Source organism: Arthrobacter sp. 05T444, assembly GCF_056395905.1.
The window spans coordinates 1-7,664 of sequence record NZ_JBFTKK010000044.1 but is presented as its reverse complement, the minus strand read 5'-3'; the positions used below and the strand labels follow the sequence as shown (position 1 = coordinate 7,664).

9 protein-coding genes are annotated in these 7,664 nt (G+C 64.2%); 5 read left to right on the top strand and 4 right to left on the bottom strand.

The window, feature by feature from the left end:
• Window positions 1-195: 195 nt before the first annotated feature.
• Complete coding sequence (locus AC1DD3_RS21885; RefSeq protein WP_476882512.1) at window positions 196-393, top strand: helix-hairpin-helix domain-containing protein; 198 nt, start codon at window positions 196-198, stop codon at window positions 391-393.
• Window positions 394-706: 313 nt separating this feature from the next.
• Here AC1DD3_RS21885 and AC1DD3_RS21880 read toward each other — a convergent pair whose 3' ends face one another.
• From AC1DD3_RS21880 to AC1DD3_RS21870, 3 genes are all read right to left on the bottom strand, one after another.
• A complete protein-coding gene (locus AC1DD3_RS21880) occupies window positions 707-1,300 on the bottom strand; it encodes a Rieske 2Fe-2S domain-containing protein (protein WP_476882511.1) in 594 nt (197 codons plus the stop codon).
• Between the two features lie 4 nt (window positions 1,301-1,304).
• Window positions 1,305-2,039 carry an NAD(P)/FAD-dependent oxidoreductase gene (locus tag AC1DD3_RS21875; protein WP_354962262.1) on the bottom strand — a complete coding sequence of 245 codons (735 nt, stop codon included), beginning with the start codon at window positions 2,037-2,039 and terminating at the stop codon, window positions 1,305-1,307.
• A 216-nt stretch (window positions 2,040-2,255) separates the two neighbouring features.
• Window positions 2,256-3,581, bottom strand: coding sequence for a polysaccharide lyase domain-containing protein (locus AC1DD3_RS21870; RefSeq protein WP_230121144.1), 1,326 nt, complete (start codon window positions 3,579-3,581; stop codon window positions 2,256-2,258).
• A gap of 220 nt (window positions 3,582-3,801) precedes the next feature.
• Between AC1DD3_RS21870 and AC1DD3_RS21865 the strand changes: the two genes are divergently transcribed.
• Window positions 3,802-4,257 carry a hypothetical protein gene (locus tag AC1DD3_RS21865; protein WP_476876775.1) on the top strand — a complete coding sequence of 152 codons (456 nt, stop codon included), beginning with the start codon at window positions 3,802-3,804 and terminating at the stop codon, window positions 4,255-4,257.
• Window positions 4,258-4,560: 303 nt separating this feature from the next.
• Here the strand turns inward: AC1DD3_RS21865 and AC1DD3_RS21860 are convergent, their stop codons facing one another.
• Window positions 4,561-5,145, bottom strand: a complete 585-nt coding sequence (locus tag AC1DD3_RS21860; protein ID WP_476876776.1) for an ArsR/SmtB family transcription factor — start codon at window positions 5,143-5,145, stop codon at window positions 4,561-4,563.
• Window positions 5,146-5,650: 505 nt separating this feature from the next.
• Between AC1DD3_RS21860 and AC1DD3_RS21855 the strand changes: the two genes are divergently transcribed.
• The 3 genes from AC1DD3_RS21855 to AC1DD3_RS21845 all read left to right on the top strand — a co-directional run.
• Window positions 5,651-6,364, top strand: coding sequence for a GAF and ANTAR domain-containing protein (locus AC1DD3_RS21855; RefSeq protein ID WP_230121134.1), 714 nt, complete (start codon window positions 5,651-5,653; stop codon window positions 6,362-6,364).
• Window positions 6,365-6,676: 312 nt separating this feature from the next.
• Window positions 6,677-7,477 carry a hypothetical protein gene (locus AC1DD3_RS21850; RefSeq protein WP_476876777.1) on the top strand — a complete coding sequence of 267 codons (801 nt, stop codon included), beginning with the start codon at window positions 6,677-6,679 and terminating at the stop codon, window positions 7,475-7,477.
• A partial coding sequence (locus AC1DD3_RS21845; protein ID WP_476882510.1) for a phage holin family protein occupies window positions 7,474-7,664 on the top strand: 191 nt, incomplete at its 3' end. The genes AC1DD3_RS21850 and AC1DD3_RS21845, both read left to right, overlap by 4 nt.

Sequence of the window (7,664 nt, the reverse complement as noted above, 5' to 3'; positions counted from 1 at the left end):
CGCCGACGCCGCCAGGCAACCCTCAACGCCTGCCACGCCCGGCATCCTCACCGCTACCGCAACAAACCCACCGCACCAGCCGCCCCGGCCCACGCCGGCATCAACTACAAAACCAACCAGCTGTCACAAACAGCTTGATTCATTCCGCTTCTACGGCGAACTCGCCCCGCAGAAGACCGAGAGCTGAGCGCAACCATGACAACGTCACCGCTCGACGCTCTTCCCAAGATAGGGGCGCCGGCCACGCGTGCCCGAACCGGGGCAGGTTTCACATCGCTGCAAAGTCTCGCCGGTGTCGCCCGGGCGGAACTGTCCAAACTTCATGGCGTGGGTCCGAAGGCGCTCCGGATCATCGAGGATGCGCTGGACGAGCACGGCCTCGCACTGAAGTAAAACGCCACTCCAGACTCTGGCGGAAGGCCATTCCCAGTCAGGAGTCCCATCGGATTGAGCGCCTTGAGGCACCCTCGTCACCGGCCTGGACCCCGTCCAGGCCGCCCGCATAGTCCTGCCAGTCCGGACATCTACACTGCGGACATCTACACTGCGGCGCAGCGCAGAGAACCCGCGGGACGCCAACTAGCGAACCGGAAGAGCCGACGACGGCGGGACCTCCCGCCGTCGTCCGCTTGCGTTTTGGCGCATAAGCGGCCGGAAGCGTTCGAACCGCTCACACATTAAAGCCCCAAGGATGAGGTACCGAGGCCTATTGGGCGGCGGGGAGGTCCTTGGTTGTGGGTCCCTGCAGGACCTGGCCGTCGGCGGCGAAGCGGGAACCGTGCAGCGGGCAGTCCCAGGTCTTCTCCGCGTCGTTCCAGCTGACGATCCCGCCCAAATGGGTGCAGACAGCTGAGAGACGGCAGGTCTTCCCGTTGACCGTGGACACGGCCACGGCCACGGGTTTGCGGTCGTGCCGGAGGATGGTGCCGGAGCCCTCGTCCGGGACCGTGTTATTTGTGTCGGGTTTTGCGGTCCTCAGCTTGGCCCAGCTGTCCGCCAGAGTCTTAGCGACGTCGGCGTTCAAGCTGATGGCGGCGGCAGCTCCAGCCGGTGAGGTTTTCCTGTGGTGGAGGGTGTCGGCCCAAGGGAGCTGGCCGCCGAGAATCTCTGCGCTGATAGCCAGGGAGGCGGCGATGCTGTTGCTCATGCCCCATTTGTTGTAGCCGGTGGCGAAGTAGATTTTCCCGCCGCCGCGGGGCAGTTTGCCGAAGAAGGGCATGAGGTTGGTCGCCTGGTAGTCCTCCCCCGACCACGAGTGGGTTACGTCGGCGCCCGGAAAGTGGCGTTTTCCCCAGTCCAAGAGCTCATCCAGACGGGCCTGGGGTGAGGGCTCCCTGCCGAAAATACAGGCCCCGGTCCAGGATGGGAATCCCCGTAGCCAGCACCACCAGTTTGGTGCGGATGGCGCCCGCGTTGGTCCTCACGATCCGGTGGCTCCCGCCAGCGACGTCCCGGACCCGCACTCCTTCGCTGAGGACGCCCCCGTGGGCCCGGAGATCGACGCACAGGCTCTCCAATACGTCCATGGGGTTGAATTGGGCCTGGCCGGGCAGGCGGATCGCCCGGCGCGTGCTGAAGGGAAGTCCGGTGTCGCCTGTTTCCTCTACGTCGAGGCCGGCTGCCTGACCCGCTGCAAGCTCGGACCGCACCTTTTCGTCGCCTTCGGCGGTCATGGCATAGGTGTAGGCGTCGCGGCGCTGGTAGGGGACTTCGTTGTCGTCCAGGTGGCGCAGCAGCCAGGCCTGCCCTTCCCTGTTGGCGTCGACGTACGCGTTGACCATCTCTTGGGAGTATTGACGGCGCAGTCCCGACAGGATGGTGCCCTGGAGCAGGGTCAGTTTGGCCGTGGTGTTGCCTGTCGTTCCTGCCCCGACTGTTCTTGCTTCGAGGACTGCTACTTTCATTCCCGACCTTGCCAGCAACACCGCGGTTGCCAGACCGGTGATGCCCGCGCCGACAACAACGGCGTCGTATTCTGCATTGGGAACGAAAGGATCAGATGTAAAGGAACGGGCCCGGTCCAGCCAAAGTGAAAGCATCGATGCACTCCCTGTCCGTCACGCGAGGTCAGACCTGTCCTGGCTCTGGTGGTCACAGCCTAGACACATTTCCCGCCTTACTGAAGGCCCAGATATGACGACAAATTTCAGCCCGCTGGACTACCCTCGGCATTCGCATACCTTGCGTATCGGGAGGACCCTTGGTCTGGCCTGGGGTCCTCCCGAAACTCCGGCAGCCCTTTCCGATCAGGCTGGTCAGCAGTTGGGTGAGTCGTATTCGTAGGCGCCTGAGTCAGCGTCTGCGGTTCCTCGGCAGTCCCCGTTCTGGGCCACCGGAGCACCGTCGAGGTCTGTCAGTGAGCTGCCCACGCCGGCGCGGTCGATGGCGGGGCTGGTGGCCGTCAGATGCAGGTCCGTGGGGGCGTTGACAAAGCCTGCCGGCGCCGTCGTGGAAGTGCTGTTCGGTGTGAAGTTCCGGGGTCCGTTGAAAACATTCTGGCGTTCGGTCCAGCCCGAGCCGTTGATCCACAGCGAGTTCTTGACGCCGACCAGGATGTTGCCCCGGATCACGGTGGTGGCCGGGCAGGAGGCGTGGCACACCATGGCCTGGGAGTCCGGGCCGGTCAGGTAGACGGTGTTGTGCTCGAAGACAGTGCCGTTGGTCGGTCCGAACGACGTGGTGGCCCCTCGGCCGATGAAGCCTTTCGCCTGTGCGCAGTTGGTGCCGCACGTGGAACGAACCAGGTTGTAGCGGTAGGTGTTGTTGTCCGCGGTTCCAGCGGATGACCGTCCAAGTTCGGAGAACGCGTTGTTGTCCACGGCGGTGTTGTGGTGGATGTTGTTACGGTTGCCGTTGAAGATTTCGATGGCCCCGCCGTCGAGCTTGAAGTCGAAGGATGCAGCCGCGGAACCGGAAACGGTATTGCCGGAGACCTCATTGTCATTGCCGTTGATCAATATGCCAAAGGCACCGGAATCGTCGCTGCAATTAACCGCCTGTGAAGTTCCGCAGTTCGTGCCGCGCGTGTTGACGTTCATGATGTTGTTGTTCGTCAGGGCATTTCCTGTGTACGTGCCGAAATCAGAGCCAGTGCTCACCTTCAGACCTGCTGCGTTGCTGGACGCGCTGGAATTCCGCACAGTGTCGTTGTCACCGACGACGCTGAAGCCGGCATAGCCGCAGGAAACCGCGCGCAGACCTTCCACAATAGTGAAATTGCCGTTGATGCGGAAACAGTTCCCGGATTTTCCTCCGGTTACTATCGGCTGGTTACCGGTGCCGTAGCTGTTCAGCGTGATCGGCGCTGTCGACGTGCCGCTTTGGGCGGTTACGACGCCTCCCGTAAAGGTGTCGCCGCGCCGAAAGCTGACTGTGTCTCCGGGCTTAAGGACGGCCTGGCTGACTTTGGTGAGGGACTTCCAGGGGGTCGTTGCGGATGTGCCTGTGTTGCTGTCGCTGCCGACTGCACTGACGAAGTAGGTTGTTCCGGCGGCGGATGCCGGCGAGGCGGCGCCAGCCATCATTCCACCGGCCAGAAGGAAGGGGATGAGTATCGTTGCGTGCAGAGGCTTGGCTTTCATGTGTCACCTAATGGATTTTGGGCCCGGGCTCGGCTCGGCGTCGTCAACGAGGCCGTGGGGAGCCCTCTGAGCGGGCCGGTGCGTGTGAGGACATCAGGAAGTGGACGGCGAGACTCTAAAACGTAGGCGTTGATCAACCGGGAAGCCGGCCGTTTTCGGTTGAAATGAGTTCCCCGCCTGGCGCCCGGGTTTGGGCTGGCGGTATGGAATGCAGCGAGTAATGCCGCTCAAGGGAACAACGAAGCGCGTTGAATTCCTTTATCAAGGCTTCTCCCCTTCAAGAAGTCGCTATTGGGTTCTACCCACCCGCCATGACGGACGGCACGCAATCGCCTTTGATTGGCGGACAAAAGAGACAGGCCTGGGTTTAGGTCTCAGGCAAAGCCAGCCTGTCCCTTCTGCCCTGCAGAAACATTGGAAATACCTTAGATGCCACCCCTTGAATGTGGGGTTCGTGCCCGGCGGCAGCCAGCGTATCGTCAAGGCCGGATCCGCGACGGCGAAGATCGACGTCCGCATCTCCTCCGATACTGAAGTGCAGGGCATCAATGCGGTGTTGGCCGGTTTGGCAGCGCACAGCACACCCGCCAGGTTGGAGGTGGGCGGCGAATGGAACGGTCCCGCCAAAGGCGAAGCCGACGCGTTGGCTGTGTGGATACGTTGGCTGTATAGGTGAACGCCGGAAGATGGGGCGCTCCTCGGGCTGAAAAGCAATGGGCCGCCCGCAGCAGTGGGCACGATCTGTGACACGGAACAGCCGGAAAGGGGCAGGAACAGCACTGTTCCTGCCCCCATCCGTCTGTTTCGCGGCCCCTCTGGCACGGATCGCAATGTGATCCCAATGCCCCGCGATAGTCCGGCCCCTTTGCGCGCTGACGAGCAGAAGGCCCCCAATGGAGAGGAATTGAAAGAACAATGAATTGATCAATTCCTCAATAATGAGTCTGTCGCGTGCTGGGCACATCGTCAAGAGCAGCAGTCACTCTGTTCCTTCGGTGGTAAGGGCGTCACTGGCAACCTGAGCGAGCGTCCGGCCCCGTTCGCGGGCGTCAGTCATAAGCATGGCAAGGGCCGCCTCGGAGCTACGGCCTGTCCGTAGTCTGACGGATTCCACAGCCTCTGCCACCAGGGCACGCCTTTCCAAGGACTGCTCCAGGACCGGAACGAACTCCTCCACCAGGGCACCGATGTCTGCGTTTTCTGCGTCTTGTCCAGCGGCCTCCGGGGCACTGATGCCGGCCAGCCCATCCGCCTCGGCAGCCGCACGCGCTGACAACACCGACTCGGCCGCTGAAAGCAACCGGGCGACCTCGGGAAAGGACAAGCCGTACAGCAGCCGCCCGCCCGAACGCTTCCCGGTCACCAGGTGCTGGGCACGGAGCTGGGTAAGGTGGCCGGCCAGATGCGACGGCTTCAATCCCGTGGCCGCGCACAAGTCGGGCACCGAGGCCGGGCCGGAGGCAAGCACGCCCAACACCCGGGCTCGGGCGGGATGGGCCAGCGCCTTGAACAACTCGGCCTCAGCAGCCGCGAGCGCACCCGCTGCCTGCGCCTGTCCTACCATCACGGCTCCTTACTGGCAGGCATACATGCTCTTAAGCCGATTATCCTCCCTGAGCATCTTGCCGGGCGCCGGACGCCGTGGTCAGTCCAAGGGCGCGCCCCTGCGGGGGCGGCAGAAACCACAGCCGGCGCAGTTCGCCGGGCGGCAACTGCCAACTCTCGCGTGGGCGGTTCACGTTGAATATAATTGTGGTGGAGAACTAGGCCCGCCCGCGAGGCGGGCACCTTGCCCTGCGCCGTCTGACGGCACAGCCTCAGCCCGTCGGCTAACCGGGGCGTTGGCCCCCTCGACTCAAGAGTGATCTCAACAAAACCGCCGTCAACCGGGCACCCGTCCAGCACGGCATACGCCCCACGGCGCGGCTACCGCGGACCTAAGAAAGGATCGCACCTGTGCCCGCCTTACCAGCCATCGTCGCCCGGCCCGGGGTCCTGCTCCTGAGACGGGGACGGCATCGCAGGCCTGCCCGCGTTCGGGCGTCCGCAATACCCAGTCGGAACCTCTGATGGACGCCGACCTGCCCCTTGCGGACGAGCTCGCCGCCCTCACCGCCCGGATCGCGGACCTGCTGCTGACTCACGACACCGTGAAGCAAGCCGTCCAGGCCCTCGCCCAGGCCCTCGTAGAAGCAATCCCCGGAACCGCCGGCGCCGGCATCACCCTGATGGATGCCCGGGGCCGGCGTACAAGCACGGCCTCCACAGATCCGGTGGTGCTGGACGCGGACCAATTGCAGTATGACCTCGGACAGGGGCCCTGCCTTACCGCCTGGGCCCAGCAGTCAACTATTACTGTCGAGGACACCCGCACGGAAACGCGCTGGCCCGCCTGGACCCGGGCCATCGCCCATTTGCCATTGCGCTCAGTCATCAGCTCCCCGCTGTCAACTCCCGACGGGGCAATCGGGGCGATGAAGGTATACTCCCCCATCCCAGGCGGGTTCGATTCCCGAGCCGTACGAGTGATCGAGCTGCTGACCCGCCCAGCTGCCCTGATGCTTGCCAACGCCCAGGCACGTGACTCGGCGCAGCGCTTGAGTGATGGGCTCATCCGGGCACTGGGAGACCGCGACGCGGTGAGGACAGCTACCGGCATCCTCATGGAGCGCTTCCGCCTGAGCCGGGATCAGGCCCTCGCCGCCCTCATCACAACTTCCCGAAAGCGGCACGAACCGCTGCACCAGCTCTCCCGGGAAATCGTCGCCGGCGCGCGGTTTTAGGACCGCCGGCCATTATCGCGTCGTTGCTGGTCCCGGCTATCCGCGGCCCCCAAGTCCCGGGGTCCGATAGGACCTGCACGTGACGGCAAACCAGGGGCGGCCGGCAGAGGTCCCGGTGGGAAGTGGGGTTATCAGAACCGAGAGCCCCGGCGATGATGACTCCAACCACGGTAGACAGCCTTCCGGAGGTCTGTACCGAAAATTTGCAATCTATATAGGAAGTGTACTTACTATTTGATGGTAACCATGCTTACTATTCAGGCGTGCTGGTTCATCAACAGCAGCTAACCCCTTAAAGGAAAGAGAGCAATGATGACCGAGAACCCATATGGCACCGGACCGGGCACAACTGGCCTAGGCACCACGGGCGCGGGCACTGCCGGCGCGCAGGGCGGTGCCTCCGGTAAGACAGAGGTGGCGAAGGAAGAGGCCGCGCAGGTGGCCGGACAGGCTGCCGGTGCCGCCCAGAACGTGGCGGAGACGGCCAAGGCCGAGGTTGCCAATGTCGCGTACGAAGCTAAGAACAGCGCCCGCGATCTTCTGCATCAGGCGAAGTCCGATCTGACCAGCCAGGCCGGCACCCAGCAGCAGAAGGCCGCCGAAGGCATCCGCACTATCTCCTCCCAGCTGCGAACCATGGCCGATGCGCCGGACCAGCAGGGCGTGGCCTCGGACCTCATCCGGCAGGCCGCAGAGCGCTCAGAATCCGTGGCGTCCTGGCTCGACAACCGGGACCCAGGCTCGCTGCTGGACGAGGCCAAGTCCTTCGCCCGCCGACGCCCGGGCACCTTCCTCCTCCTCGCCGCGGGCGCGGGCCTTCTGGCCGGACGCCTCGGCCGCAGCCTGCAGGCCGGCGCTCCCGCAACAGGAACGGCAGCGGGGACCACAACAGGCACCGTGCCGCCGCACCCCGTGCAGCCGCCGGTGACGGACAGCCTCGCGGCAGCGCCGGGCGCACCCTTGTATGACGCGCCGCGGGCAACACCGACAACCTACGCAGAAACGGTGTATGGCGAACCTGCCCGGCCGGGCTTCGAAGGCCAGGGTGCGGCAGGGGTTCCCCTGCGCGATCCTGATGACCCGTACGTAGAGGGTGGAGGTCGTCCCCTGTGAGCAGCCAGATACCCGATACACCTCCCACTGCCGCGCATGCCAAGGCGGATTCGACGTCCCTGGGAGATCTCCTGGGTGAAGTCACCCGGGACCTGTCCACCCTGATCAGGCAGGAAATAGAACTCGCCAAGGCCGAACTGAAGCAGTCCGGCACCCGGGCCGGCAAGGGCGGCGGCATGCTCGCCGG

Bases quoted from the DNA above. Each gene is read 5' to 3' on its own strand.
- AC1DD3_RS21885 (WP_476882512.1), top strand. From the start codon at position 196: ATGACAACGTCACCGCTCGACGCTCTTCCCAAGATAGGGGCGCCGGCC.
- AC1DD3_RS21875 (WP_354962262.1), bottom strand. From the start codon at position 2,039: ATGCTTTCACTTTGGCTGGACCGGGCCCGTTCCTTTACATCTGATCCT.
- AC1DD3_RS21870 (WP_230121144.1), bottom strand. From the start codon at position 3,581: ATGAAAGCCAAGCCTCTGCACGCAACGATACTCATCCCCTTCCTTCTG.
- AC1DD3_RS21865 (WP_476876775.1), top strand. From the start codon at position 3,802: ATGCCGCTCAAGGGAACAACGAAGCGCGTTGAATTCCTTTATCAAGGC.
- AC1DD3_RS21860 (WP_476876776.1), bottom strand. From the start codon at position 5,145: ATGGTAGGACAGGCGCAGGCAGCGGGTGCGCTCGCGGCTGCTGAGGCC.
- AC1DD3_RS21855 (WP_230121134.1), top strand. From the start codon at position 5,651: ATGGACGCCGACCTGCCCCTTGCGGACGAGCTCGCCGCCCTCACCGCC.
- AC1DD3_RS21850 (WP_476876777.1), top strand. From the start codon at position 6,677: ATGACCGAGAACCCATATGGCACCGGACCGGGCACAACTGGCCTAGGC.